The sequence below is a fragment of the Nocardia sp. NPDC041819 genome (assembly GCF_055590505.1).
This window is the reverse complement of the sequence record NZ_JBVJAP010000022.1, coordinates 37,704-62,376: the sequence shown is the minus strand read 5'-3', so window position 1 is coordinate 62,376 and position 24,673 is coordinate 37,704. Positions and strand designations below refer to the sequence as shown.

Genomic DNA, 24,673 nt, shown 5'->3' with positions numbered 1-24,673 from the left:
GGGTTGTGGTCAGCCAGTACGCGATCGGGTCGGAATGGTGGTCACCGGGACCCGCCCGATCGTCCACGTGCATTGGGCCGTCGGTGACCCGTGTCGTCTGAGTAAATCGTCAGTGCTCCCAGCGTCCCATCATGGTCGATGCGCAATGAGCGCAGCGTTTGCGCCACCAGCCGCAGCGAGGGAGTCACCACGGCTACCACGCCGAGCCCGGCCAGCCGCTACGCTCCCCACTGCGCGACTAGAATTTTCCCGTATCCATATGCCAAGTGCAGCTCCGCGGTGCGGTCCAGAGTGCTGCCCACCTGCTCGACGGCGGCAGCAAGGTGTCAGGCAGCACGTAGTCCCGGGGGCCGCAGTTGACCAATTGGTCGCGGGTGAGGTCGCTGATCGCGGATCCGATCCAATCGACGGTAGGGCCTGGTGCGGCGCTATAACCGTTGAGCCAGGCTTCGAACGTTGCATCGAGCTGGAACAACCGCCCCGTTGCGCGGTCATCTACGCACAGCCGGGCTTCGTCGCCGCAGCGGATCCGCACCAAGGCCAGTCCGGTCGCGGTCTCGATTTCGGTGAGAAGCGAGGTGATTCGCTCAGGGGGCACCGACGCCAGCGGCTGAGCTCCTAGGCGCCCGGCGTAGGCTGATGCGTCCGGGAACGCGCGCACAGCGTCGGTGAGTTCATGGCGGCGTGTCTCGGTCACGGCGAAGACCACATCACAAAGTGATTCGGTGATGGTCGAGCGTTTGATAGCCGCACGGACGTGCTCAAGTTCGGTGCGGGTGAGCCTGCCCCCGCCCATCTCCTGCAGGTCAGAGACCGTGACGACCGCGGCGTCGGGCAAGGCGCTCACCCGGGCAGGGTGGGCAGGGACGCCGGTCGGGGTCGTGTCCTCGGCAGAGTGGTCGCCTCCGCCGACCTCGATGCGAGCGCCACCGCTGCCGCTGCCCAGGTGTGTCTCGACCAGCGAGAGTCCGTACTTGTCTACACCGACGTAGTTGCTGGGGTCGAGGCTTGACAGCCAACGCATCAGAACGGGCACTGCAATCATCGTCGACTTCTTTCCTGCGGCGATTTCGGTTTGCGGGTCGGGGGTTTTTCGTGTCCAGACCCGGGGGAACGGCGGGTCGCTGAGAGGCCCTCCTCGACGACTCACCGCTGTAGTGGTCGGCCGGGTAGTGATCAGCCTCTTCGGCACGGCCGACAACGCCATGGATGCTCTCGTCGTCGCCAGCCTGCTGCCGAAGTGCAACAACCGATCTCCTCCGGTGTGCGTTCAGCGCAATCCACCGCCTGATCAGGATGTGCCGATTTGTTGAGGGCGGCGCTGAGGGCGCGCAGGCTCATTCCTGCATTCCGCAGGTCCAGCACCAACTCGAAGGGCAGGGGAGCAGGCCGGGCAATGCAGAAGCCGGGAGCCGGGAGCGAGCGGCGCAGCGCGGCTGTGTCAGGGCAGGGGCTCGAGATCGAGGGGGAATGGCAGGCTGCTGTAGGCCGAAGGTTCGGCGGTGACGATCGGGTAGAAGCCGGTCTCGCGGGATTCGTAGGCCACGTGGGCGATGTGTTGATCGACTGGCGTGGTGGCACTAAGCATGATCGCGGCGATGTCATCGATAATGGTGTCAGTGAGCGCGACAATAGTGATTCCGCGGTGGTGGAGTTCTCTTGTGGTGATGCGTCCGGTGGCGGACGCCTGCAGAAGTGCGGTGGCGGGGATGACGATGCGGCGATCCTGTGCAAGGTTCGTCCGAATGAGCGTTTGAAGGAAGATGCTTGAGCGGGCCTGAGCGATGGCGGTCGCATCGATGATGAACCCGGCCGCCGAGGTGCTGGCGTAGGTCACGCGGCGTGGCTGGCTTCGCGGCTGGCTTGGCGCTTCATGAATGCCTCGACAAGAGCCTCGGCTTCGGTGATCTGGTCAGGGGTGGGCGCGCCGTTGTCGCGGTGCCATTGCTGCACCTGCTTGTCCCAGCCCGCGACCGCCTGCTCGCTCATGCTGGTCATGATACGAGGTCTACCGCCGCTGTGTGCAGTGGTGGCGGTGCTGGCCAAGCCATGGCTCGACGGTTCTTCGCCCGGCTGCGCCGTTTCTCACCGGCGCACGATACTCTGGCGAACTCCAGCACCGTTGCTGCCTCGACATCGGTCCAGGCCGGTGGGGTCTGCACCGCTGCCGCGGACGGCGCCGCGTCTTCGAGGTGGCGGCGACGCTCGGAATAGGCCGTGTTGTGATCATCTGACCATCAATACCGAGCAAATCGAACGCAAAGTGTCGGGTGGGTACCGCGCGCATCAACACTGCCGAAGGCCTCGCCACATGCGTCTCCGCTGGAGGCGACCGAAGTGAGGTGCACCTGAAGCAGGATCGGGCGCGACGATCTCTCCGTCGATGATCAACTCACGTCCTCGGGCCAGTCCGTCGAGAGTGGCGGCAACCTCAGGGAACGTCGCGGTGACGTCACGACCGGTGCGGCTGGACAATCGGCAGTCCCGGCTGCTCCGAGCGAGAGCGCGCATGCCGTCCCCTTCATCTCGATCGACCGGAGGTGGGCACATCCGGAGGCCGTCCTGCGACGGCCAGCATCGGCACCAGCGCCCTGGCCACGAGATCAGCATATTCATGGCTATCGATCAGGGGTGTCGTATCGACAACCAATCCGAGGTGTGCCATCATTCGCACAAATGTTCGATGACACGCCCTCGGTCGCCAGCGATGAACCGCCCAGCAGCGGGCGCATCGCCGATCAGTCGTTGGTCGGGCTGTCCAGATCGGAGAAGTTGGCGGCTCTTCGCGCTCGTATGGCGGCGGTCGAGGGCCGCATCGGCGCAACAGAGCCTTCAATGACGGCAATCGTCGACTCCAGCAAGATGTTGCCGATCACTGGTGGACTCGGCGATGCACTTCCGGGCGGTGGCTTGCCCCGCGGCGCCGTGGTCGCCTGTACCGGCCGCAGAGGTCCCTTGCTGGGGATGTTGGCGGCGGCCACCGCGGCGGGGGAATGGACGGCCGTGGTCGGGTGGCCCGAGTTGGGGCTGCTGGCTGTGGCCGAGATGGGTGGCGACCTCAGCCGTGTGGCGCATATCGCGGCCCCGGGCCCGGACCCATTGGAGGTCGCCGCCGTTGTGCTGGACGGCGTGCCCGTCATTGTGCTCGACGCCTCCGGAAGTGCGCCGCCGAGCCGGATGCGGCCGCTGCTGGCGCGAGTTCGCAGCCACGACGCTGTGCTCGTGGTGACCAGCACGACATGGGCGCGACCCGACCTGGAAATCCGAAGTGAACTGGCTGGCTATGAAGGGCTCGGCCGCGGCCGCGGGAGGCTACGCGCAGTCAACTATGACATCAGCGTTCATGGACGCTCGCTCCACCGGTCACGCACTACTCGCGTGCAGCTGAGCGGAGTCGGGCACAGCGAGCGCGTTGGGCCACGCAACACGCGACAGCTGCGGCCGCATCGATCGTCAGGACAGGGTGAGGCTGCATCGATGACGGACAATCGATACGAGACCACTCGAATGCTCACTCCTCCACGGAAGGTTCTCGTCGTTCTCTGAACTACACGGCCGGGACTGTCGGCACCACCGTTCGGCGTGGTGTCGGTGACACGACCACCGGCTGCTCGCATGGTTGGTTCAGTGGCGACCCGCCGTCATCGTGCACGTTGGAGTCGTTCGATCGGGGCGGCGGTAGCCGACGAGGGCGCCGCCTCCGCCTATCGGATCGAGGGCGTCATCGAGGGGCAGCGGTGCAGGGGTGCCGAGATCGAGGGTCGGTGTGGCGGATACGGCCGGAATGTATGAGAAAGGGCCGCCAAGAATCAATGGGCGCCAACACTTTCCGACACGTTCTATCGCCACATGTCCAGTTCGGTCGACCCGGGCTTCCGGACCGCACCGCCTACGGGTGGCGGGGTATCGGAGAACCGATCGTTTTACAACACCCCGGGATCCGTTCGTCCGGCGGCCAAGGAGCCCGGGACCCCCGATCGGGGCAGCGTGACGCTTGTCAGGTTTCGATCCATCCGGTCGGCAATGGTTTGCTCATTGTCATGACGGCGATGTTCGGGACTATCTCACCCGGCCAGGCCTGGCCGGGTGATACTGCCGTGGGTGCGTATCTCGACCAACCGGTCGAGTGCGCCGTTGACGGCGGCTTCGCTGAGTTGGCTGTCCAGTAGGGCGGCGCGGAGCCGTTGGAGGTCGACGGCGTTGACCTGTGCCATCACCTCCTCGCTCAGGGGGATGTGGTGGAATTCCTTGACGAAGTCGGAGCGGATGCCGATACGCGAATCAGGTGATTCCGGGAACGACAGGCCGTGGTCGATGGGCACGATGTCGCCGTTGCGGCCGGCGTTGTCTAGGGAGGATCTGGAGCGCTACTGCTATCTCGGAATCCGGGTCTCGCGTGCCGTCCTGGAGATTGGTCGGATACCGGCAAGGTCGACCGTTGCGTCGGGTGCATGCGGAGACGGTGACGCACGCAGACGTGTGGTGGGTTCCGTTCGCTTCGGCGATTCGGGCTTTCCGTAATGGGGGTCGCTGGAAGAATATACGCGCATGAAACTCCTCGTGTGCGCGCTCACTTTCGCCGCCACTATGGCCACCCTGACGGTGACGGCCGCGCCCGCCGTCGCGGCCGTCACCGGCACCGTGCAGGTCGACGGCCTGAAATACCGTCGCTGTCCCAAAATCGCGTGCGACTCGATCGGTTTCTACGCTAAGGGCACCAGAATCAGCATGGAGTGCTACACCCGCACCGACACCAGTGTCATCAATGGAGACGCCGCGTGGGCCAGGCTGACGAGTGGCTGGTGGGTGGCGCTGGCGGGCGGGGCGTACGTTTATTCGACGGACCCTCTGCCCCACTGCTAGTCGCTGTCCGCGGCTGCCCAGAGGCGCTGATGCCCGGAGGCCTTCGGTCAGATCCCATCTGCATTCCGCCCGGCTCACGATGTCCAGACGTCGTCACCCGGGATCCGTCACCGGCCTGGCTCTGAGCCTGGCAGTAGGCGGATGAGCCTCTACCCCCGGCCCCAGGGGCGGCGGTTGCAGAATCCAGGTTCGAATGAGGTGTCGTAAAACGATCGGTTCTCGACATCCCTCGGGTTTTCATCCGTTGGAGGTGATCCATGTCCCGGGCAGGCGCTCATAGCCTGTTTGTGCATGGAGCAGATGTGGGGAGCCACCGTGCGGGACTGCCGCGGGCGGTGACCGTTCGACCGGCTCAGCCCGACACGGCTCGAGGAGTTCGCGTGATCTGGCCGGGTTCGTGTCGTCGATGGCAAACGCCCAGTGCATGATCTTGTTGGAGGGGCAATGACCAGGACTGATTCACAGAACTTCACCACCCTGCTCGACACCATCGCCCAGCGCCGCAGCGCCGGCGACGGCACAGTTTCGGCGGAGTCCTCCACTCACATCCCCGAGATCGCAGCGGCGGATGTTCCGCAGGAGGTCAAAGACGCCCTTCAACCCGCCGAGACCGGCATGCTGGATCAGCTCAGCCACACCGGCGCCACCGCGGCCTTGGATGCTCAGCGCGTCCTCGCCGGTGACATCTCCGTCGATGAGTTCGACGACCTGATCAGTCAACTGATGGACAGCGCTGAAACCCAGTTCAATCAGCTGCAGGACTCGACCGTGGCAAAGCTCAAAAGCCTCGGCAACCAGCACCCCGACTGGCAGCAGACGATCCTCTCCGTATTCCAGGCGGTCGATGACCTTCTTATCGAGGTGCTGGGCAAGGAATTCGGCTTCCTCGAATCGCTGATGTCGAACACGCCCCAGCAGGCAGGTCAGGTGAACGGATTCTTCAGCGGCCTCGCGCGCCACCTCGAGGACGCGTGGAGCCAGATCGTGGGGTGATACCGGCAGCTCGGCGCGTCGTGCGTGCCTGTGCGGGTTCGCGCCACCCGCTTCGTTATGTGACGAACATGCGATCGAAGGAGGAGACAATGACCAAAGCGGAACAACAGTTCGAGGTGAAGCAGGATGCCGTGTCGGAAGCATCGAAGTCGGCCGAACGTGCCTCGGTCGGCTGGTACAAGCTGCACAACGATTTGGACGTCCCCGTCGAGGTTGTGCGAGCAGCCGGCCCCAGCGGGACCCGCCTGGGGGTGGTCTCCGTAGCCCCGGGCGCCACCAGCGAGCAGTTCGATGACGGAAGCACCATCTATTGCTGGTTCGGGGACAGCACGCGCCAGATATACGACTGCTCCTCCGGCACCATCTGGTACCACTTCAGCGGGGATCTGCGAGGCAACCAGGTGAACAACCTCAGTTGGTTCCAGTAGCCGTGAGCCAGGGGTCCCGGACCGGCCGGGACCCCTGGTGCGGCTGGGTCGTCAGCGGGCACCCGCGGGCGTATCCACGACCCGTGAGGTCCGAGTCCGCCCGAATCCGGCGGTAAGACGCCACCGCAGATAGTTTCGCGATCGGTACCACCTGCCGGGTGCATATGCCCAGATCGCTGTTCGAGTTACCCACATAGCCTGCGGCTGTGCGGCAACTCCTTCTCGTCAATGTTCCGGGCGCCCAAGAGAAAGCGAGGCCAGACCATGGACCCAGTCGAAGCGAAAGGCGCAGACGGAGACCGTCAAACGATGGCAGCCAGCCCGAGCCTCTTCGGGCAGCCTCCGGTCAAGACCATCGGCAAGCTCATCGAGCAGTTGCAGTACTACACGAGCAACTACGGTGCCGACACCCTTGTCGAGTTCTTCTGGCCAGGCACCCCACCCGTTCCGGTCGATGATCCTAGTTGGGACCCGACCGGTGATGACCCGGTCGTCCACCTGCTGCCTTATCTGCAGGTGGAGGGGCAGCCTCCGGTCAAGACCATCGGCAAGCTCACCGAACAGTTGCAGTACTACACGAGCAGGTACGGTGCCGACACCCTTGTCGATTTCTTCCGGCCAGGCACCCCACCCGTTCCGGTCGGCGATTCTAGTATCTACCTGCTCGGTGATGCCCCGGTCGTCTACTTGCTGCCCGATCTGCAGGTGGAGTGAGCCCGGAAGCTTATCCAGGCCCGGCGCGTCTCGTGCTGATTTCGACGTCCGCAGCGACAGCGGCACGCTCGACAGCCTCGGACTCGCCGTAACCCAGTTCGGCCAGGGCACGCTCGATCCGGAGCTCGTCTATCGCGAGGGCACCCATGCAAGCCATCAGCCAGCGCCACTCCGCGCCATCAGCGGGTGCCTGCTTGCCTCGGACCTCCTCACCCCGTTCGAGCATCAGGACGTGGCCGGCCTCATGTGCGAGCAGGCGCTCGATCATGTCGTTGTCGCGGCTACGGATCGCCGAGGCGTTGAGAGCGATAACCACGCCGTTGTCGGTCGACATCGTCTTCGCCGCAACCAACGCCCGCCCCGCGTTCGATGCGGCACTCGGGGTTTCCGGTGAGATCACGGACAGTGTCGACGAAATTGTCGGTGACGATGATGGTGGCCTCCGGGGCGCCCATCGCGGCAACGCCGGTCTCGGCCGCCTCCACCCCAGCGGGTCGGTCGGGCACCGCAGACGCCTTCCACGATGCCCCAGGCCTCCCTCACGAATTCCACTTCGTCGTCGTAGGCGATGCCGTGGGAGACATTTACCGACAGCAGCACGATCTGTCGCGGATCAGATTTCGCGGCAACGACCGTGGCGACACCGGCTCTGGGCCCTTCCGGATACCAGCCCAGCTCCCAATGAATGACTTGCTCGGTCCGCCGCGCCGGATCAACCGGTCGAGCCGGAACCACCGGTCGCAGCTTCCATCCCAGCGACGACAGCGCGGACTCGACCTCAGGAAAGCTCTATCCGCCCATTCGCAGACCAGCGAGCTGTTCCACCAGATCCCGGAAACGTCGCTCCGCCGACCAGTACCGGTACTCGTCCCGCTTCACACACGCAGGGTATCGGTCTCTGCGCACCATGCAGCGCCGCGTTCGCCTCTCGTCGCGCCGAGGTCGAATGCTGGATCGGTTGTTGGGAATGCTGGGGCAGACACCGCCTGTGGATCCTTCGGCACCGTGCGGTTACAGAGCCGCGCGTGTCGGGGCGCGACCGGGTGCGCGCGGTGCAGCTGAGCGTGCACGTCGTGCGCGGTGGACTGGAATCGACGGGCGGCTGGCGCATGGTCGTGCGCAATTGGTGCGTGTGCTGCGGCCAAACCGTGGGCGAGAAGAGAGCGGGGCGCTGTCGAGCGCACAATGCCGATATTCAGAGGGACGGGACGTGAGCTGGCGGCTTCTCTCCCTGGCAGGTGGAAAGTGGGTGGTGGAGTGGCACCGCGCGCGGTGCGCACGCTCCTCGCGCGCTGTGCGCGGGGGAGTGATCAGGGTGGGAGCTGCTGGCTGGCCGACAGGTCGGCCCCGGCGCCGCTCGTTGCTGGCGCGGTGAGATGGTCGAAGCGTGAGCGAGGATCTCCGCATCGAGGTGGTGCACGACGTATCCGAAAACGAGCTGCCGCTGCATGGGCTACTGGAACAGCTGGATCGTCGGCATCACCTGCGTGACAGCTCGTTCCTGCGATCAGCTCACCATGCCAGCACGCCGGTGCTGGCTGTTGTGGCGGCGCGGCGAGGAAAGCTGGTCGGCTGGCTGGCCGGAAACCCGTCCACTGGGCACATCGCTCTGGTGGGAGTTCTCGAAACCCGGCAAGGCGTCGGTTCCGCTCTGGTGGGCGATTTCGCCGTGCGCGCACGCCGCGCGGGCGCCGCCGAGCTGACCGTCACGGTGGACACCGAGCCTGCCGGCCGCTGGGACCGGCGGCGATTTTTCATCAGACACGGGTTCAGGCCCGTCGGTCGCAGCGCTCTGCACTTCGCGCGCCCTCTCGATAGCACTCCGTTTCGGTGACGTCTGCCGCGCCGGCGGCGGAGCCGTAGCTCGCTTACTACGGAACCGCAGCAGGTTCGGTCACCGCCACTGGCCTTGGATGTTCAGCAGAATCGCGGCGACGAGTATGCCGCTGATGACAATCGGGATAGATATCTCAGTTCTGTCCAGAATCCCCACCAGTGCCGATGCCACGACCGCCTCAGTGATACCAACAGCACCAACAGCGGCAGGTTGGAAATGACGAGCCGCGCGGACTGATACCCGACAACATCGCCATCCAGCCAAATGACGTCCTAGGCGCCGTCGAAGCGCTGTGTGCAGAGACCGACGGTCCGGTGGGTCAGGTGCGGGCCTCTTCGAGGCAGCCGACGCAGCTCTCGCTGTCTACCTCACCCGCCCGGTGTGGACAGCCGGGCAGCCTTCGTCCACGCATGGCCTGCCGTCCAAGGCTGTCTGGCGCTCCGGCGAAGCTCACGGCGCGTAGAGCCGGTGGGGGGCACGCAGGACAGATCCCCATGCCGGGAATCGGTGAGCGCCGGGGCATGGCGTCGGCCGGTCACCTCGGCATTTGCCTCAGCGCTGTTGACAGCCCAGTCGCGGGGGTGGTGCCGGTGGAAGGCGCTCGATATGGACCCGCTGGTGACCCGTCGGCACACGAGCCGCGGTAACCATCCATGGCAGCGAAACAGCGCCGCTTCGACGGAGTCGACATGGCGCTGTTTGGCGATGACTGAGGACGGCCGGGCGCCGCGATTCCGGACGGCACGCGTAACTAATAGCGCTTCGGGCGAAGTTCCTAACGGCGTAGATTCCGTCGTGTCACGAATTACGATATGCAGCAACAGCATTTGAGTGTAGGAGTGCTTACGTGAGACCAGTTGGGGTGGACACCGAGTTCGGCCAGCTGCGATCGGTGCTGATGCGCCATGCTGGACCCGTAGTGCCAGACCTGTCGGGCTCGCTGGATCCGGTGCTCACACGGCAGCTCGCGACCAGCCGGTGGGAGACCTACTCGGTCGAGCGAGTGCGCGCACAGCAATGCCGGTTCATCGACTTAATGCGCGGCCGGGGTGTAGAAGTGGTGCTCGCCGCTCAGGTGCCAGGGTGCTATGCCCAGCACTACACCCGTGACCTGGGATTCGTCGTCGATGACGTGTTCGTGGTGTCGCGGTTGAACTCGCCGCGGCGGCAGGGAGAGTTCGCAGGGTTGCGGCGGCTGTGTGAGCAGATCGATCGGGTCGCCTATCTCGATGCCGGGACAATTGAGGGTGGTGACGTGATGCTTCACGACGGGCACGTTTTGGTCGGCTTGAGCGAAGAGACCTCGCCGGCCGGGGTGGAAGCGCTGCGGTACCGGCTGGACCAGCTCGGCGTTGAGCGAGTGGTGACGCCGATCGAGTTCGTCTGCGACGGGATCGTGCACTTGGACGACCACTTCAATATCGTCGCGCCCGAGGTAGCGTTGGTTCATCGATCGGTATTCGACGAAGCCCAGATGCGCTGGTTCGGTGAGCACTTCGACCTGATTCCCGTCACCGACGAGGAAGCCCTGGCGGTAGAGGTGAATGCCTTCGCGCTCGCGCCGGGGGTGGTGGTCGTCGCTGAGCGCAGCGAGCGAATCGCGACCGAGCTTCAGGTGCGCGGGATCGAGGTGATTCCCATCGACTACTCCGAGGTGACGAAGATACCGGGGTCTTTCCGCTGCTCTACGTTGCCGCTCGCCCGCTCGAGCGCGGCGCGGTCAGGAGTCAGCCGCGGACAGCAGTTCGAAGGCGGTCTCGGCCACGCGGGTGCCGTTGATCTGGATGTGTAACCGGCTGGGACCGGGGACGAGTTTGCGGCTGGCTGTTGAGCGCAGGGACTGAGACCGGGTCATGTGGCGGATTTCGCCGGGCGACAGCTCAAGGGTGGTCCATTTGAACACTGCTTCGCCGTGCCTGCTGCGGGCGCGTGGGTATTGCAGGACGTAATCGATGATGACGCTTTCGGTGTGGGCGCCGGTCGACTGGATGATGAGGTTAAAGCCCAGGTTGTCGCCGATCGTAACGGTGTGGGCGTCCACTTGCAGGTTGGTGACCTTGACCATGGGTGTGGTGGACAGGCCGAGGAATTCGAAAGCGCCGGGATGGCCCTTTTTTACCAGTGTTCGCAGTGATTGGTTGATAATGAATGCAATCTCAGCTGGGCGCTGATTGTTCGACGTCCGCCACTGGTCCAATATGGACAGCGCGAGGCCGGGGTCGGTGCGGGTGATGTCGTTGACGTGGTTGGCCACCGATTGTGTGACGAATCGCGAGGTGTCGCGGTAGAGGTTGTCCAGTACTGGTATCGCGGCGTCGATGGGCAGAGTGATGCGTGGTGACCAGGGCAGGACCGGGCGTGTTCCTTCGCTGGCCAGCCTCCGTACGTGGTAATCGGGGTCATGGCTCCATGACCTGACAGTGTCCATCGTTTCGTCGGGGAATGCGTTGATGAAATACCGCAGCGCGTCTTCGGCGGTGAAGTGTTTTGTCAGTTCTTTCAGGGCATTCAGTGATGATTCGAGGTTTCGGCGTGTGCAGCCGTAGCGGGCGATGAAATCTGAGTACGGTGCGTAGGTGTAGAGGCCGAAGTCGCTTCCGGTAAAGGTGGCATCGTCGTGCGGAGGCAGTGCAGCGAGGATGATCGCGGTTGCGGCACCGATGTCGGCGGGCAGGTGGGTCGCCAAAGCTTCTGCTACGCAAGTGATTCGAGCCTTTAGCTCCAGGTGTGGAAGTTGCGCCATGACGTCCGCGATGAACCTTCTGGTGTCGAAGCTGGGCTCGACGCGGGACAGATCGGCGGCCAATGATTCGACGCGTGATCGGTTCATGGCAGATTCTTTCAGCGGAATCCCCTGGCTCATGCCGGAATGATAGCTCACGCACTGGATGGACAGGTGCTAGTTCATCTGGCCAGCGCTACAGCGAAGTCGGTTGTGGCGCTTCGTATCTGGGTAATTGACACATGCGAATTGTGTCAAGCACTGGGCGCGGCGGGGCTAGAATTTGATGGTGAGCCGCTATCGAACCGACCCGCTGAATAGCTCCTTTGGAGCGCATGTTTCTGGCATCGATCTCTCCCAGCCGCTGGACGCATCCGAGGCGAACCGCCTTGTCGAGGATCTATTGAACTTCCGGGTCCTCGTCGTCCGGGACCAGGACCTTTCCCACGATGATCATGTCCGTGTGAGTCGGTTGTTCGGTGAACCCGAAATCCATGTGCAGGATCAGTATACGGTTGCCGGGTCTCCGCAGATCGTGACAATCAGCAATATTCATCGCGGTGGTGTGCCGATCGGGCTGTACGACGGCGACAACGAAGTGGAGTGGCACACCGATCTGTCGTGGAAGCCGCAGATGAGCGCGGTGTCGTTGCTGTACTCGGTGATTACACCTGAGGTAGGCGGTGAAACACGGTTTGCCGACACAACCGCCGCCTACGACGATCTACCGGCCGAGCTGCGCACTCTGGTCGACGGGCTCAAGGCGGTGCATTCGATGGTGCACTTGTTCGAGCGGCAGGCTGCGGACAATCCGGCGAAGGTGCCGTTGACCGACGCTCAGCGTGCGCAGGTGCCGGATGTGGTGCATCCGCTGGTGCGGGTGCATCCACTGACCGGTCGTCGGTCGCTGCTGCTGGGCGACATGATCATTCGCGGAGTCGTCGGCGTCGATGAAACCCGGTCTCAGCAATTGCTGGATCAGCTGCACGTCCACGCCACCGCCGACCGGTATGTGTACTCGCACCGCTGGGCGGTGGGTGATCTGGTGATCTGGGACAATCGGGCCACGATGCACACCGCCTCACCGTGCGATCACACTCGTCACCAGCGCCTGCTCTACCGCACCACAGTGATGTGATTCGGGATCGCCGCGCCGGGCGGTGTGCTCGGCGCGGCGATCGGGGGTCAGGCGCCGGCGTCTGTCGTTTCGATCACCGGCAACCACGGCACGGCGTTGTCTTTACTGCCCTGGTGCACCGGGGTCAGCGCGCTGTGGTCGTCGAGGGCCATCATCGTGATGCCCATCGCGGTGCCGCCGTCGTCGAACGCGGCGACGAGCGAGCCACAGTTGGGACAGAATCCGCGCTTGGTGGTCGGCCAGGTGTTGAACCAGGTCGGCTCTCCGCCGACGCCAGTCCAGGCGAATGTGTCGAGGGAGAAATCGACCCAGGCCACGACTGGGGCTCCGCCGAGTTTCTGGCAGTGCGGACACGAGCACAGATGCGGCCAGATGGCCTCACCGTCGGTGCGGAAGCGGATCTGCCCGCACAGACAGCCACCCTCATACATCGGATTCCCCTCTCATTCGGAATTAGCTGTGACAGAAGCTGATTAGTGCGCGACGCGGACGTCTTGACGCCAGTCCCGGTGAGCGTAATGCAACGCGACGGGCCGAGCCGGGACTTGCTGGGCGTGCCGTTGCGTGCGAGTCAGAACACCGCGGACTGCTGAAACAGTCTGATGTCGAGGGCCCCGGTGGCGGCCATGCAGAGGCGTTCGATGCCGATGCCGAGGCCGACACTGCGGGCGGGCACGACACCGTCGTTGATCACCTTCTGCACCAGCGATTGCTCGCGGTTGTAGAGGCCGATTGCGCTGGCGCGGGCGATGAATGCTTCGGCGTCGGTTTCATCCTCGTAGCCGTGCACGACCTCGACACCGTCGATGAACACTTCGAACCGGTTGAGGACTGCGGCGGTGCCGTCACGCAGTTTGGCGCATGGTTCGTTGCCGCCCAGCGGCATATCGACCAGGAACGTCGCAGCTCCGGCGCTGGTCGGCTCGAGTTCGGTGGTGATGTAGGTGTCGAGTAGGTCGTGCAGTGGGGTGTCGGCCGGTTGATCGAGGTGGCGGGCCAGCGCGCCGATGTAGGGGTCGAGGGTTTCGCGGGTCAGGTCCACGCCGAGTGTGGCGCCCAGATGCTCGGCGACCGAGATTCGGCGGGGTGTACCGACGTGGGCAAGTCGCACCAGGTGCTCAGCGAGTTCCAGCAGGTAGTCGTAGCTGGATTCGGCGGCGTAGAGATCCAGCATCGTGAACTCGGGTATGTGGGTGGCGTCGGCAGGGTCGTTGCGGAAGCAGGCGCCGATCTCGAACACCTTCGGTGTGTGCGCGAGTTGGTAACGCAGGGCGGGGCCGATCATGCTGCGCAGCCAGCCGTCGCGGCCGCCGACGGCGGCGGTGGCGCGTTTGCCGGTGAGGTCGTCGGCCTGCCGGAACGTCGGTGTGACGATCTCGGCGAAGCCTCGGCTTCGCAGCAGGCTTCGGATACCGAAGAGAAGTTCGGATTTGACCTCGATGGCCTCGCGTGCGCTCAATGCCGACTGTGCGGTCGTGGCGGCGCTCATGCGAGGTAGTCCTCGCAGGAGCCATCGCGCACGGTGTCGAGGGTGAAGCAGTGGAACCCTCCGCCGAACAGGCGGCGGTGGCGGTGCTGGACCGGGATGACAGTGAGGCCCTTCTTTTCCAGGGTGCGCATCAGGTCCGGGCACAGGCTGTTGACCACGACGGTGTCCTCGTCGACCGACAGGACGTTGATGTCGATGTAGCGGCTGGCCAGATTGAAACCGAAGCTGCTGTAGTCGGGGAAGGCGTCTTCGTCCTGTTCGGGCGGGATGACGATGTCCCAGCTGTGCAGCGGTTCGGGCAGCGCCTCGAGGTAGTGCATCGAGCGCAGCATCAGCAGGCCTGGCCGCAGCGGCACCACGATGCTGTCGATGTGGCTGTCGGCAATGGCGTCGAGCCGGTGGAACCGCAGCTCGGGGAAGGTGCGTCGCAGCCAGGTGAAGCCCAGTTCGTGGTTGGCGTTGGCGACGTTGACGAGGATGTCGCGGCCGAAGCGCATGCATTGGGCGCCGTCGAAGATCAGCTCGTGTCCCAGCCCCGGCAGTTCGCGGGTGTCGGTGTCGCCGGTGACTGCCGACAGGTCGAAGGGCTGGCCGTCGAAGAAGCTCGGATCCAGGGACCGGAGCGCCAGCGCGGGCCGCGGCATCGCCATCCATCCGGATCCGACCTGCAGGTAGCGGTAGAAGTGTGGTTTGAGGTAGTCGTTTTCGAAGACGCGACCGCGGATGTGGGGCGCGGTCTCGATGATGGTGTCCCCGAGGATGATCGTTTGATCGCGCACGTTCAGCGGCGGCGTTTCCCGCGCCGACCACCAGGGCGAGCCGATCATGGTTCGCTCGGTGACCGGTGCGGGACGCAGAACCCGCACTCCGGCTTCGGCGAGAGCTCCGCAGAGCCCTTCGACGTCTTCTTCGAGCTCCTCGACCAGCGCGTGCGGAATCGCCAGTTCCCGACTGCCCTCGGCGGCGGTGGGGGTGACGTTGTCGAGGTAGAACAGCCGGAAGCTGGCATCGATGTCGTGGGAGCTGTAGCCGTGTGGCTCGCCGACGATGACTTCACGCAGCCGCGTCCATTCATCGAAGCTGTTGACGGGCAGAGACATTCGGATCGGTTCCTGTTCAGGTATGGAGCTGTCGGCGCGGGCGATGTGCCCGAAGGTCAGGTGTTGGGCTGATGTTCGGCGAGCTGGTGGTGCAGCCGGGTCACGATGTCGTCGAGCACCGAGGGGATGTGCGGGGTGGCGCGGCGGCGGAAGAAGAACCCGCTGCACCAGGGCACGTCATCCCAGCGGGGATAGTGCTCGCGCAGGATCGCGGCCGCTTCGGGAAGCTCACGCCAGCCGATGTTGGGGAACCAGTGGTGGATCGGGTGGAACATGTCGTCGTTGTGGCCACCGAGCAGGTGCCGGGTCAGCGGCTGCGAGTTCCAGCCGCGGGTCTGCCGGATGACGTCGGCGTTGTGGATCAGGCCGGCGTGGTTGCCCAGGTCGGTCAGCCAGGTGACGATGGGGCGGACCACGATCAGCGGCAGTGCCCAATAGAGCGCGAAGTCGACACCGTGCCCGAGCATGGCTGCCGCGGCCGCGGCGGCGGTCCATACCGCCCACCGGGTTATGGCGGCTTTCCAGCTCTCGTCACCGGCTTTTGCCGCCAGGGTGAGTAATCCGTATTTGGGCAGCTGCCACAGCGAGTTGCGGAGGATCACCTGGGTGACGAAGGCCCGCTTGTCCGGCCAGGGAGCGTGCGCGCGGCGGGAGATGTAGGAGCGCAGCATCGGGTCTTCAGGGCTGCCGAGTTTGGCGTGATGAATCCGGTGGCCGCGCCGGTACGGGGTGAACGGCTCCCCGAGTGCGAGGCAGTTGAGATGCCCGAGAATCGTATTCGCGCGGCGGGAGCGAGTGAGCTTGGTGTGAATCGCCTCGTGCGTCAGATTCGACAAATGCCGCTGGCGGATGCCGATGTAGACCACGCACACCACGGTCAGGACCGGGTGCCCAACAGCGCCCCCTACCGTGGCGGTGACGATGGCCGCGAGATAGTCGCGTGCCAGATCGAGTGGGCCTTCGGTGCGACCGCGCGCGCACAGCGCGTCCATGCGCGCGATCAGGTCGGGGCCGAAGGCGCGCCGCACTGGGCCGGATGCTCCTGCCGAGGGGCGCCGGTGGGTGGACTCGCGCGCCGCGATGGTCATGCTCACTCTCCACGCTGAGGTCGGACGAGGGACGAGGGACGAGGGCTCGGTGGCGCGAGCCGGAGCTCGCCGCGAGCAGACGCCTCGATCGGGTCGGATCGGGGGGGCGGGGCCACAGGACGAGCACAAAGGTGCCGTCGCGTGGCCCCACCAGGGTTTGCGGTGTTGGGCCCAGACCTCAGGAGGCGTCCGGGCGCGCACCCGCCTTGAGGGCGTCGGGCCGGACACCGGACTTGAGCGCGTCGGGCCGGACACCTGCCTTGAGGGCGTCGGGCCGGACACCGGCCTTCAGCGCGTCGGGGCGGACGCCGTTCTTGAGCATCGGCGACATAGTGATCTCCTTCTTCTTGATGGGTTACTGCGGGACAGGGTGCTCAGGGGAGGGTGGCGGCACGGGTGGCCAGCTGCGACCACCAGAACGTCATGCCCTCGAGGATTTGGAGCCAGCCGTCGACGATCTGCGGCAGGTCCAGGCCGAAGGTGCGGTATTCGCGGATGAACCGGGCGATGCCTTCGATGTGGGCGGCCTCCACGCTGAGGCCTTCGACGGCCGCGGCTTCGTGGCCTTCGTCCAGGTGCAGCGAGTAGTAGTAGTCCAGGTTCGGCAGTTTCGCTTCGGCGCCGACGGTGAGGGCGGCGTAGCGGTCGGTGATTTTGCGCAGCAGTTCGGTCTCGTCGATCGCGACGCCTTCGGTGGCGTAGTAGCCGCCGCAGATGCGGCTCACCGACGAGCCGATGACCAGCCAGTCGTGCAGCGACACCAGCGTGGCGGTCTCCGGCGCGGGGATGTGCCCGTTGACCAGCAGCCCGAGATCGGCCAGCAGCGCCCCGGAGTAGAGGGTGTAGTGCGCGGGTACCTTGCCTCGCTCACCGCCCTCCTCGAGGTGGTTGCGACGGAACTCGTGTGCCAGCTCCATGCATCCGCCCTGCACGGTGTCAGCGGCCTGGCGCAGGAAGTCGGAGTTGTAGCGGGCGAACACGCTCAGCTCCTGGATGTAGAGCCCGGCTTGGTCTTTCGTCAGCGTCTCGGGCGACACCTCGGCGGTGATTTGCTCGAACAGCGCGGCGACCATCGGTGTCATGTGCTTGTCGACCAGGTCGTCACCGCTGACTGCGGGCTGGTTGAGCAGAATGCTGGTGATCGCGGCTTTGGTGTCGGGGTGCCCGTCGAGGTACCGCTGGACCTTCGATGTGCTCATTCCGTCTCCTCGGTTTCGTCGTTGGTGAGGACCTGGAGGCCGCCGGTGTTGAGCAACAGCGCCAACGTGTCCCCTCCGAGCTCGTCGGTGATGCGCACGGTCTGACCGTCGGCCAGCGCCGCCAGGGCACGGCCCCAGGCGGGGGTCTCCGGCACATGGAGCACCAGGCCGCGGACGGTGACACCGATGCGCAGGCTGTCGTCGATACCGGGATCGGTGTGCAGCGCGAACGGCGGCGCGACCCGCAGGTAAGTGCCTCCGGCGGTGAGGGCGGCCACGGCGGCGCGGGCGGCATCGTTGCGCGCGAGGTCGTGTTCGGCGAACTCCCAACCGCCATTGCTGAGCAGGGTGCGCCACCGCGCGCTGACCTGCTGGGCCACCTTCTCTTTCAGCTGCGCCGACACTGCGGTGAGCATGTCGGTCGCCGCCTCTGTCAGCGCCGCCGCGATCGGGCCCGGACCGGCGGTGAGGGAATGCATCGGCGACGGCGTCGCGTCGGCGTCGGCTGCGGATTCCAGGAGTTCGGGCAGGACCGACAGGGCCAGCATTCGCGTGTCGGGGTAGGTGTAGAGCGGGACAGCCACCGAGATGGAGAACTCGTCCTGAACGCCGACATGGAACACCCGCCGCGGCAAAAACAGAACGTCCCCGGGTTCGAGGTCGAAACGCTCGCCACGCTTGAGCAGCGCGGCGTAGTCGCCGAAAGTCGGAGCATCGCCACCGGTCAACTCCCGGTAAAGATCACCGGACCAGCAGTAGAAGTGCTTGACGCCCGGTCCCAGGTGCACCAAGAAGGCGTCCTCGTAGCCCTCGTGCACACCGAACGCGGTTCCGGCGTAGTTCCCCGCGAACGCGACCTGCTCGCTGCCGCCGATCGGCACGCCCCACCCGGCGAACGCGGAACCGATCAGCTCGCCCAGCACCGACGACAGCCGCGACGAGGTGGTCTCCAGGTTGTTGATCACCAGCGAGAACCGCTCAACGCCGATCCGATTCTGCATCCAGGCCACGAAGTCCTCATCCGGCCGCCAAGGCGCCAACAGCACAGTGTCGACGACCTCGTCGCGGCGTTCCTCACCGACGTACACGCGGGTGCGGGCGCTGGTGGGCTCTCCGTCTGAGGCGGCGCGACGCAGTCGTCGCAGCCCGTCGAGAACATCCGTCGGGCCGAGCTGATCGGCCGGCACGATGCTCTTGAACAGGTACGGCGCGACCACGCCAGCTGTCTTCTCAGGGAACTGGCTCGACCAGAACTCCGGTGATGGCGGCCAGGTGATGACCGAGTCCGCGGCGGTGGTCATGATGTCGGTCCCGCCGCCGGTGCGGACATGTAAGTGTTCAAGGTTCTCTCCTCTCCGCTGCGCAGCCGCGCGGTCGGCCGGCCGACAGCCTGCGGAATGGGTGGCTGCGGCTGACGACGTCTTCGGTGCCACGCAGCATGCGAAGTCGCTGCCCGATGCGACGTACGAGAAGTGTTGTCAGGCAACGGGTCTAATCGCATCGCCATAGCGGTCCGATCTAGTCCACTTCGGTCTGATTTCGTCCACGGGACCGATAGGATCGGGCGCTAACTCGCTAGCTCGACACCTGGAAATGGGGAAGTGGTTGGGGACCGTTCTCAAGATGCTGCTGCACGAACGGCATCTGACAAGTCACCCGGATTTCTGCGCCGAATACCGCAAGTGCGCTGCACAGCTCGACACCGCGGCGCGAAGCGAAGCGCCATCGAAAGCGCAGTTCTACAACTGGATGTCCGGGGAGATGAAGGGTCTACCGCAGAACACTCATCGCCGTGTCTTGGCACGGATGTTCCCCGGCTGGTCGGTGACCACACTGTTCTCGATGGCCGACGCCACAGCCTTAGCTCCGAATGCGCCCGCAGACGACACCGCCGACCACGGGATCGCAGCGTTCCTGGGAATGGAAATGGTCGAAGTCGGCGCCACGCTGGTCGTACCCACCTTCGAGCTGGCCAACCGCTCGGTCGAAGTTCTCGAATCGGCGGGCATCCCCAGACAGCACATCTTCAGCAAGCGGGCGAGCGTGTTCAACGCTGCCCACCGCATCGACGTTCCCACTGCGCTGGCAGAAAACGATGTGCGGGGAATGCTGTACGTCATGTCCATGTTGCAGCGCCACGACGGGATCGCCGTAGAAATCCAAAGTGACCGCGAAGTCGTGCTGGCCTGCGACCGGCCCTACATCAGCTTCGGGCTCTCCAGCAACGACTGCACCCACATGTACCTACAAAGCACCGACAAGCCCCTCTTCGCCATCCAGGACAACCCGCCCTCCAACGGACCGTATCTCGAACACCTCGAACTCGCCGACGGTCAGCACTACAGCTCCGACGACAGCCGCAACATCGGCATCATCGCCCGGATCCGCCCAGACCCAGAACTACATCCGGATCGCTACTGGTTCTTCTGCGCCGGCCTCGGCGCCCGCGGCACGACCGGCGCCAGCTGGTATCTGGCCAAACACTGGCGAGCCCTGCAGGAACGCGCAACCGAGCGGGAATTCGTGGCCGTCATCAGCGTGCGCACATTCTCCGACCAGACCGCCACCCTCGAACACATGCTGACCAACTGACCCGAAGGAGACGTCCAGTGACCGCAGCACTGTTCGTGGGGCTGGCCACCCTCGACATCGCCTACGCCGTTGACCATTACCCCGATGAGGACACCAAGATCCAGGCCTGGGACCAATTCCTCGGCGCCGGCGGGCCCGCCGCCAACGCCGCGGTCGCCTGCGCGATCGTATCCGGCCAGCCTACGACGCTGATTACCGCGCTCGGCCGCCACCCGCTCGCCGACCTGGTGCGCCACGATCTCACCAGCCACCACGTCACGGTCATCGACGCGACATCCGAGCGGACCGACAAGCCGCCGGTGTCCTCAATCGTGGTCGCGCTCGACGCACAATCCCGCACGATCGTTGGCCTCGACGCAGCGCAGATCCAGGCCGCGTTCACCACCGAACTCGCCGGACACGTCGACCAGGCGTCGATCGTGCTCGTCGACGGTCACCACCCCGAGCTCGCGGTCGCAATCGCCGGTCGCGCCAACCAGCTCGGAGTTCCGGTCGTACTCGATGCAGGCCGCTGGAAGCCGATCCACGACCAGCTGCTGCCACTGGTCGATGTCGCGATCTGCTCCTCGGCCTTCACCCCGCCCGGATTCGACGGCGACAGCCACGCGATGCTGGACTACCTGCGCTCGGCCGGGCCAAAGTATGCAGCCGTCACGCGAGGTGCGGCCCCCATCCTCTACACCCTGGAAGGTCGATCCGGATCGATCGACATCGCGCCGGTCGCTCGTGCGGACACGCTCGGCGCTGGCGACATTCTCCACGGTGCGTTCTGCGCCTACTACGGGTCCAACCCCGACTTCGTCGACGCACTGTCGCGCGCCTCCACGGTGGCCACACTGTCGTGCCGCTCATTCGGCACACGCAGTTGGGCCAGCTTCCTCAGCGAACTCGGCAGATGAGATAGTTCCCGGCGGCTTCGCGCAGCACCAGGTCGGCGCGGTCGCGAGTGCCCGCAATCAAGCGTGCGTTGGGCATATCACTGTCGGCGATCTTGATCCGGGCCTGTTTGGCGGTCTTGCCTCCGAGCAGGTGCCGATCGGTCAGGCGGCGCTCGATGACGCTGCCCTCAGCGTCGAGGTACCACACCTCGTCCAGGTGGCTGCGTACCTCTGACCACCCGGGCTGGTCGAGCAGAAGGTAATTGCCTTCGACCACGGCAATCCGATGATGATCGAAGGTGATCGCATCGGATACCGGATCGTGCAGCGCGCGGTCATAGATCGGCCAACACACAGGTTCACCGAGCGGTGCTTCGCGTAGCTGCTTCAACCGAGCGACGAACCCGACCACATCGAATGTGTCGGGCTGGCCTTTACGGTGACGCGCCCCAACGGCATCCAGCTCCGCCGATGTCATGTGGAAGCCGTCCATCGGCGCAATCTCCGCTGGGATTGCCTGTGCCGCGGTGATCGCGGCGGCAAGATTCTGTGCCAGCGTCGACTTCCCAGCGGCTGGCGGACCGGCGATGCCCAGCACGTACCGGCGCTTCATGGAGACTCGGGTAGATACCCACGCCGCGAGGTCATCGACACGGACTTCGCTGCCTGAACGCATCCGGAATCCTCTGCAGGTGAAACGAATCAGTGGGCTCACCGTACCAATGCATTGCATTGCCACCGGCCAAGGACATGGAATCATCGTCGGCCGTGGCTGAGAACGACGCGCTTCGCCCCGCGCAGCGCATCGGCACGTTCACCGGCGACATTGCGGGCACGTTCGAACTCCGCCTACTCGCGCCGCTGGGTGAGGTCAACATGGTCCACCGGGCGAAGTCGAACTTCGGCACGGTGCCTCACGTGCGAACGACGGTGTTGGCAGACTCTCCAGGCCGACCGGCGCGCCTCTCCCCCCGGAGGCAACGGCAACTGCAGAAGCAGCGCGTTCAAGGCGGCGGTGTCGGACGCCATCGACCTGCCGTTGCGGAGGCTCGTCGAGGCCAGGTAGCGCGGTGGTGGCCAGACACCTCTGATATTCCGGCACGGTCGGTTTCGGCCGTGGTGTTCGGCCAGCTTGCGCTGTGTAGCGGATCGCGGATCGACTGCGCGGCTTATGCGGCGTTTGTGTATTTAGGGAGGTCGAACTCGTGGTTGCGGATGCCGGTCACGAATGCGCGGTATTCGGCATGGTCGAAGTGGAGTTCGAGGGCGCTCATGGGTTGATCGGGGGCGGCCGAGCGGAAGACATATGTGCCGTCGTTGCGGAGTGTGATTTCCAAGCAGTGGCCAGTCGGGTTGCCGGACCGAATGGCTTCTTGGAAAGCATCGAACTGGCTGTGGCTGAAATAGAGGCATTCATCTCGAGGAACGACAGCGTCGGTTGTGCTGTCGTGATGACGGAGTTTGTCGTCCCACACCACCGTCCAGTTTTCGTCACGGCTGATCATCACGCATGCCTGTTGTGGTGAACTGGCAGCAGCTTTGCGGAACTGACCTACGGTGAAGGTCGGCAACATGTCGGTTTCCTTTCTTCCTGCTGCGGCCAGCGCAGAGAGCCGGCGGCAGAGGTCGGCGATCATTCGATTACTACAGGTGGCCGAGGGCAGCGAAGTTGCACAGGCGGGAGGGGTCCTCATTGTCGACCGGTCGGTCGGGACGCCAGTCGGTCGCATATGTAACGCCCGGGTCGACCAACGACCATCCTTCGAAGAAGCCTTGGAACTGGCTGCGCGTACGAAGGGTGACAGGGTCGAGTGCGTCCACGAAAAGCGCGGCGGCGGAAGCTACCCGGTCCTTGGTGTCCGCATCGGCGTCTTCGAGAGAGACGTGGGTCATCGCGATGTGGCTGCCTGGAGTGAGGGCCTCTCGCAGTTGCGAGACCAACTCGGCCGGGCGATCAGTGTCAGGCAGCCAGGGCAGAACTGATACCAGTAGCACACCCACCGGTTCGGAGTAGTCGAGAAGCCGGAGGGTGTCTGGGTGTTCGAGGATGCCGACGGGGTCACGAAGGTCGCCAGCGACCATCGCGGTGCGGTCGAGTGCAGCCTGTTCGGTCAGAAGATCGTGCGCGCGTGTGATGGCTTCCTCGTCGCTGTCGACGTACACGACCCGAGCATCGGGTGCGGCTCGACGCGCGACTTCGTGGGTGTTGCCGCCGGTCGGTAGCCCGGATCCGATATCCAGGAATTGGCGGATACCTGCCCCGACCATGTACTGCACGGCGCGGGTGAGGAAGGCGCGGTTGTGGCGCGCCCAGATGGGGTAGAAAGGGATTTCGGCGTATAAGCGGTCGAGGAACGGCCGGTCGCTCTCGAATATCACTTCCCCGGTGACCATGTAATGGTAGATACGCGCCGAACTCGGCTTCCTGGTGTCGAGCCCGCGCGGTTGGAAGTAGTGATCGGAGGCCATGGGTCGTCCCTTCGAGTGGTGTGCATCGTCATGGGCGGATGGTCGGCCGGCCACGCAGACTCCGGGCGATGTGGTGCATGAACTGCCGGGAGTCCGCTTCGCCCAGCGCGGTCGCCGAGAGCCGGGTGAAGATTTTCTCTCTGGTCGCGATGGCGGGTTTGTCGTCGATGTAGCGGATCTCGCCCTGTGCCTCGACGACTGCCATTTCGAGGTCGCCTGCCGCTCCGGGAGAGGGCACGCGGATGAGGGTGTAGCGGTCCTCCATGCCTGCGCCGGGTGCTTGGTGCGTGAACGGCATGACCTGCAGGATGATATTCGGCCGCCACGACACCTCTATCAGATGATTGATCTGCTCGAGCATCACGCCATCCCCGCCGTAGCTGCGGCGCAGACACGATTCGGACAGGATCGCGTGGAACTCCGGCGGGCGGGGCTTGGTCAAATTCTGCTGCCTGGCCAGCCGTGCCTGGACATAGTCTTCGACGGTCACCGCGTCCGGATCGGTGATGTCGAGCTGCAGAGGCTCGTGCAAAGCACGGATGTAGTTGGGGTGCTGCAACAAACCGGGAACGATCTCGGCGCCGGTTTCTCGCAGCCGATCGGCCTGGTTCTCGAGGTCGACCAGCAGGCGCAGTTCATCCATGTAGGCGCGCCGATGTCCGGTGGTCCAGAAACCACGCTTGTGATTGTCGCGGTGGAGCTCGAGCAGAGTGGCGATATAGTCCGAATCCGTCACGCCGAGGCCATGAGCGAGGGTTTCGAGGGCATCAGGCGTGAGGTTCCCGGTCCCCGCGATGACCGAGGCGATGCGTGACTGGCTGACTTCGATCAGCTTGCCGGCGTCGGCTTGTGTCATCCGGGCGCGACGGATCATCGCGTCGATTTCGCGCCCCAGCAGCACTTTCCGTGCAGTCCTAGCCATAGCTCCCCACCGTATCGGGTCGGACTCCTCCGTTCCGCCACCCGAAACCTGATTATCAGGTTAGATTATCATGCAAAGTTATCACGCCTACCAGCTGCGAGCGCCGAATAACGGGTTACGCGCGCTGGCAGGCGCGGGCGAGCCTGGGACCCAGGACGAGTCCCGTCGGTCAGTAGTCCTGGGTGCGGTGAGCCGAGACGATCCTCGCCATCGGGCCAGCCACCCAGTCGGCAGCGCAGCA

Annotated in this window: 29 protein-coding genes; 10 read left to right on the top strand and 19 right to left on the bottom strand. The window is 64.8% G+C overall.

The features are described 5' to 3' along the window. Positions 1-238 precede the first annotated feature (238 nt). The 4 genes from ACZ6DL_RS35015 to ACZ6DL_RS35000 all read right to left on the bottom strand — a co-directional run bounded on the left by ACZ6DL_RS35015 (position 239) and on the right by ACZ6DL_RS35000 (position 2,511). On the bottom strand, positions 239-1,207 hold the full coding sequence (locus ACZ6DL_RS35015; protein WP_466057683.1) for a hypothetical protein: 969 nt from the start codon (positions 1,205-1,207) through the stop codon (positions 239-241). A gap of 234 nt (positions 1,208-1,441) precedes the next feature. Continuing rightward, a complete protein-coding gene (locus ACZ6DL_RS35010) occupies positions 1,442-1,837 on the bottom strand; it encodes a hypothetical protein (RefSeq protein ID WP_466057682.1) in 396 nt (131 codons plus the stop codon). After that, on the bottom strand, positions 1,834-1,989 hold the full coding sequence (locus ACZ6DL_RS35005) for a hypothetical protein (protein WP_357805682.1): 156 nt from the start codon (positions 1,987-1,989) through the stop codon (positions 1,834-1,836). Before ACZ6DL_RS35005 ends, ACZ6DL_RS35010 begins: the two co-directional genes overlap by 4 nt. Before the next feature lie 297 nt (positions 1,990-2,286). Then, positions 2,287-2,511 (bottom strand): ATP-dependent DNA ligase, encoded by a 225-nt coding sequence (locus ACZ6DL_RS35000; protein ID WP_466057680.1) that lies wholly within the window; start codon positions 2,509-2,511, stop codon positions 2,287-2,289. A 165-nt stretch (positions 2,512-2,676) separates the two neighbouring features. Between ACZ6DL_RS35000 and ACZ6DL_RS34995 the strand changes: the two genes are divergently transcribed. Further along, the gene (locus ACZ6DL_RS34995; protein ID WP_466057679.1) at positions 2,677-3,546 is read left to right on the top strand and encodes a hypothetical protein; all 870 of its coding nucleotides are present in this window, start codon (positions 2,677-2,679) and stop codon (positions 3,544-3,546) included. A gap of 518 nt (positions 3,547-4,064) precedes the next feature. Here ACZ6DL_RS34995 and ACZ6DL_RS34990 read toward each other — a convergent pair. After that, positions 4,065-4,322, bottom strand: coding sequence for a hypothetical protein (locus ACZ6DL_RS34990; RefSeq protein WP_466057677.1), 258 nt, complete (start codon positions 4,320-4,322; stop codon positions 4,065-4,067). Between the two features lie 226 nt (positions 4,323-4,548). Between ACZ6DL_RS34990 and ACZ6DL_RS34985 the strand changes: the two genes are divergently transcribed. From ACZ6DL_RS34985 to ACZ6DL_RS34970, 4 genes are all read left to right on the top strand, one after another. After that, positions 4,549-4,863, top strand: coding sequence for a hypothetical protein (locus ACZ6DL_RS34985; protein ID WP_466057676.1), 315 nt, complete (start codon positions 4,549-4,551; stop codon positions 4,861-4,863). Between the two features lie 444 nt (positions 4,864-5,307). Next, entirely contained in the window at positions 5,308-5,856 is a 549-nt protein-coding gene (locus ACZ6DL_RS34980; RefSeq protein WP_466057674.1) for a hypothetical protein, read from the top strand. An 89-nt stretch (positions 5,857-5,945) separates the two neighbouring features. Continuing rightward, entirely contained in the window at positions 5,946-6,284 is a 339-nt protein-coding gene (locus tag ACZ6DL_RS34975; RefSeq protein ID WP_466057673.1) for a hypothetical protein, read from the top strand. A 309-nt stretch (positions 6,285-6,593) separates the two neighbouring features. Beyond that, a complete protein-coding gene (locus tag ACZ6DL_RS34970; protein WP_466057671.1) occupies positions 6,594-6,998 on the top strand; it encodes a hypothetical protein in 405 nt (134 codons plus the stop codon). Between the two features lie 10 nt (positions 6,999-7,008). Here ACZ6DL_RS34970 and ACZ6DL_RS34965 read toward each other — a convergent pair whose 3' ends face one another. Both ACZ6DL_RS34965 and ACZ6DL_RS34960 read right to left on the bottom strand, forming a co-directional pair. Continuing rightward, positions 7,009-7,332 (bottom strand): hypothetical protein, encoded by a 324-nt coding sequence (locus ACZ6DL_RS34965; protein ID WP_466057669.1) that lies wholly within the window; start codon positions 7,330-7,332, stop codon positions 7,009-7,011. Next, a complete protein-coding gene (locus tag ACZ6DL_RS34960; RefSeq protein WP_466057668.1) occupies positions 7,280-7,504 on the bottom strand; it encodes a hypothetical protein in 225 nt (74 codons plus the stop codon). Before ACZ6DL_RS34960 ends, ACZ6DL_RS34965 begins: the two co-directional genes overlap by 53 nt. Before the next feature lie 905 nt (positions 7,505-8,409). Here ACZ6DL_RS34960 and ACZ6DL_RS34955 point away from each other — a divergent pair. Together ACZ6DL_RS34955 and ACZ6DL_RS34950 are read left to right on the top strand one after the other, a co-directional pair. Then, positions 8,410-8,832 (top strand): GNAT family N-acetyltransferase, encoded by a 423-nt coding sequence (locus tag ACZ6DL_RS34955; protein WP_466057666.1) that lies wholly within the window; start codon positions 8,410-8,412, stop codon positions 8,830-8,832. 865 nt (positions 8,833-9,697) lie between these two features. After that, positions 9,698-10,627, top strand: coding sequence for a dimethylarginine dimethylaminohydrolase family protein (locus ACZ6DL_RS34950; RefSeq protein WP_466057664.1), 930 nt, complete (start codon positions 9,698-9,700; stop codon positions 10,625-10,627). On the opposite strand, the gene ACZ6DL_RS34945 is transcribed toward ACZ6DL_RS34950, so the two are convergent. Next, positions 10,556-11,698, bottom strand: a complete 1,143-nt coding sequence (locus ACZ6DL_RS34945; protein ID WP_466057662.1) for a hypothetical protein — start codon at positions 11,696-11,698, stop codon at positions 10,556-10,558. The two genes, ACZ6DL_RS34950 and ACZ6DL_RS34945, sit on opposite strands and share 72 nt — an antisense overlap. Before the next feature lie 148 nt (positions 11,699-11,846). On the opposite strand from ACZ6DL_RS34945, the gene ACZ6DL_RS34940 reads away from it, so the two are divergent. Further along, positions 11,847-12,695, top strand: a complete 849-nt coding sequence (locus tag ACZ6DL_RS34940; protein ID WP_466057661.1) for a TauD/TfdA dioxygenase family protein — start codon at positions 11,847-11,849, stop codon at positions 12,693-12,695. Between the two features lie 47 nt (positions 12,696-12,742). Here ACZ6DL_RS34940 and ACZ6DL_RS34935 read toward each other — a convergent pair whose 3' ends face one another. From ACZ6DL_RS34935 to ACZ6DL_RS34905, 7 genes are all read right to left on the bottom strand, one after another. Further along, a complete protein-coding gene (locus tag ACZ6DL_RS34935) occupies positions 12,743-13,126 on the bottom strand; it encodes a GFA family protein (RefSeq protein ID WP_466057660.1) in 384 nt (127 codons plus the stop codon). A gap of 140 nt (positions 13,127-13,266) precedes the next feature. Continuing rightward, a complete protein-coding gene (locus ACZ6DL_RS34930; protein ID WP_466057659.1) occupies positions 13,267-14,184 on the bottom strand; it encodes an amino acid--tRNA ligase-related protein in 918 nt (305 codons plus the stop codon). After that, positions 14,181-15,284, bottom strand: a complete 1,104-nt coding sequence (locus tag ACZ6DL_RS34925; RefSeq protein WP_466057657.1) for an inosamine-phosphate amidinotransferase 1 — start codon at positions 15,282-15,284, stop codon at positions 14,181-14,183. The genes ACZ6DL_RS34930 and ACZ6DL_RS34925 overlap by 4 nt, the downstream gene beginning before the upstream one ends. A 56-nt stretch (positions 15,285-15,340) precedes the next feature. Continuing rightward, the gene (locus ACZ6DL_RS34920) at positions 15,341-16,372 is read right to left on the bottom strand and encodes a fatty acid desaturase family protein (protein WP_466057656.1); all 1,032 of its coding nucleotides are present in this window, start codon (positions 16,370-16,372) and stop codon (positions 15,341-15,343) included. A 178-nt stretch (positions 16,373-16,550) separates the two neighbouring features. Continuing rightward, positions 16,551-16,703, bottom strand: coding sequence for a hypothetical protein (locus ACZ6DL_RS34915; protein WP_466057654.1), 153 nt, complete (start codon positions 16,701-16,703; stop codon positions 16,551-16,553). Positions 16,704-16,746: 43 nt separating this feature from the next. Continuing rightward, positions 16,747-17,571: a DUF3865 domain-containing protein gene (locus ACZ6DL_RS34910; RefSeq protein ID WP_466057652.1), complete on the bottom strand. Its 825-nt coding sequence runs from the start codon at positions 17,569-17,571 to the stop codon at positions 16,747-16,749. After that, entirely contained in the window at positions 17,568-18,872 is a 1,305-nt protein-coding gene (locus ACZ6DL_RS34905) for a JmjC domain-containing protein (protein WP_466057650.1), read from the bottom strand. Before ACZ6DL_RS34905 ends, ACZ6DL_RS34910 begins: the two co-directional genes overlap by 4 nt. A 322-nt stretch (positions 18,873-19,194) precedes the next feature. Between ACZ6DL_RS34905 and ACZ6DL_RS34900 the strand changes: the two genes are divergently transcribed. Together ACZ6DL_RS34900 and ACZ6DL_RS34895 are read left to right on the top strand one after the other, a co-directional pair. Next, positions 19,195-20,163, top strand: a complete 969-nt coding sequence (locus tag ACZ6DL_RS34900; RefSeq protein WP_466057648.1) for a hypothetical protein — start codon at positions 19,195-19,197, stop codon at positions 20,161-20,163. A gap of 17 nt (positions 20,164-20,180) precedes the next feature. Further along, the gene (locus ACZ6DL_RS34895) at positions 20,181-21,062 is read left to right on the top strand and encodes a PfkB family carbohydrate kinase (protein WP_466057646.1); all 882 of its coding nucleotides are present in this window, start codon (positions 20,181-20,183) and stop codon (positions 21,060-21,062) included. Here the strand turns inward: ACZ6DL_RS34895 and ACZ6DL_RS34890 are convergent. From ACZ6DL_RS34890 to ACZ6DL_RS34875, 4 genes are all read right to left on the bottom strand, one after another. Continuing rightward, a complete protein-coding gene (locus tag ACZ6DL_RS34890) occupies positions 21,043-21,717 on the bottom strand; it encodes a nucleoside/nucleotide kinase family protein (RefSeq protein WP_466057644.1) in 675 nt (224 codons plus the stop codon). The genes ACZ6DL_RS34895 and ACZ6DL_RS34890 overlap by 20 nt on opposite strands. A 493-nt stretch (positions 21,718-22,210) precedes the next feature. Next, on the bottom strand, positions 22,211-22,678 hold the full coding sequence (locus ACZ6DL_RS34885; RefSeq protein ID WP_466057643.1) for a hypothetical protein: 468 nt from the start codon (positions 22,676-22,678) through the stop codon (positions 22,211-22,213). Between the two features lie 7 nt (positions 22,679-22,685). Beyond that, positions 22,686-23,510, bottom strand: coding sequence for an SAM-dependent methyltransferase (locus tag ACZ6DL_RS34880; protein ID WP_466057641.1), 825 nt, complete (start codon positions 23,508-23,510; stop codon positions 22,686-22,688). A 28-nt stretch (positions 23,511-23,538) separates the two neighbouring features. After that, the gene (locus ACZ6DL_RS34875; RefSeq protein ID WP_466057639.1) at positions 23,539-24,411 is read right to left on the bottom strand and encodes a helix-turn-helix domain-containing protein; all 873 of its coding nucleotides are present in this window, start codon (positions 24,409-24,411) and stop codon (positions 23,539-23,541) included. Positions 24,412-24,673 lie beyond the last annotated feature (262 nt).